Genomic DNA, 280 nt, shown 5'->3' on the forward strand with positions numbered 1-280 from the left:
GGCCCGGCCTCGCGGCCACGCGTCTGCTCCAGCAGGAAGTCGCGTGAGAGCACCCGGCCCGGGTTCTGCGCCAGGGCCGCGAGCAGCTCGAACTCGCCGCTCGTGAGCCTCACCTCGACGCCATCCGGCCCGTCGAGGCGGCGCGCAGCCAGATCAAGCTGCCAGTCGAGAAAGCCGAGCCGGGAGCCGCCGACCGACGGCAGTGCAGCCACGGGCCCGCCCGGGACCGGCGGCGTCGTGGTCGCAGGCGGCAGCAGGCGTCGCAGCACGGCTTTGATCC

1 protein-coding gene is annotated in these 280 nt (G+C 74.6%); it reads right to left on the reverse strand.

Translation table 11 applies throughout. The annotated features are described in order from the left end of the window. Nucleotides 1–212 (reverse strand): winged helix-turn-helix domain-containing protein (locus RVY79_RS19185; RefSeq protein ID WP_317466150.1); only part of this gene is annotated, 212 nt, incomplete at its 3' end. Nucleotides 213–280 lie beyond the last annotated feature (68 nt).

It is taken from the genome of Chromohalobacter sp. HP20-39, from assembly GCF_033052815.1.
Taxonomy (GTDB): domain Bacteria; phylum Pseudomonadota; class Gammaproteobacteria; order Pseudomonadales; family Halomonadaceae; genus Chromohalobacter.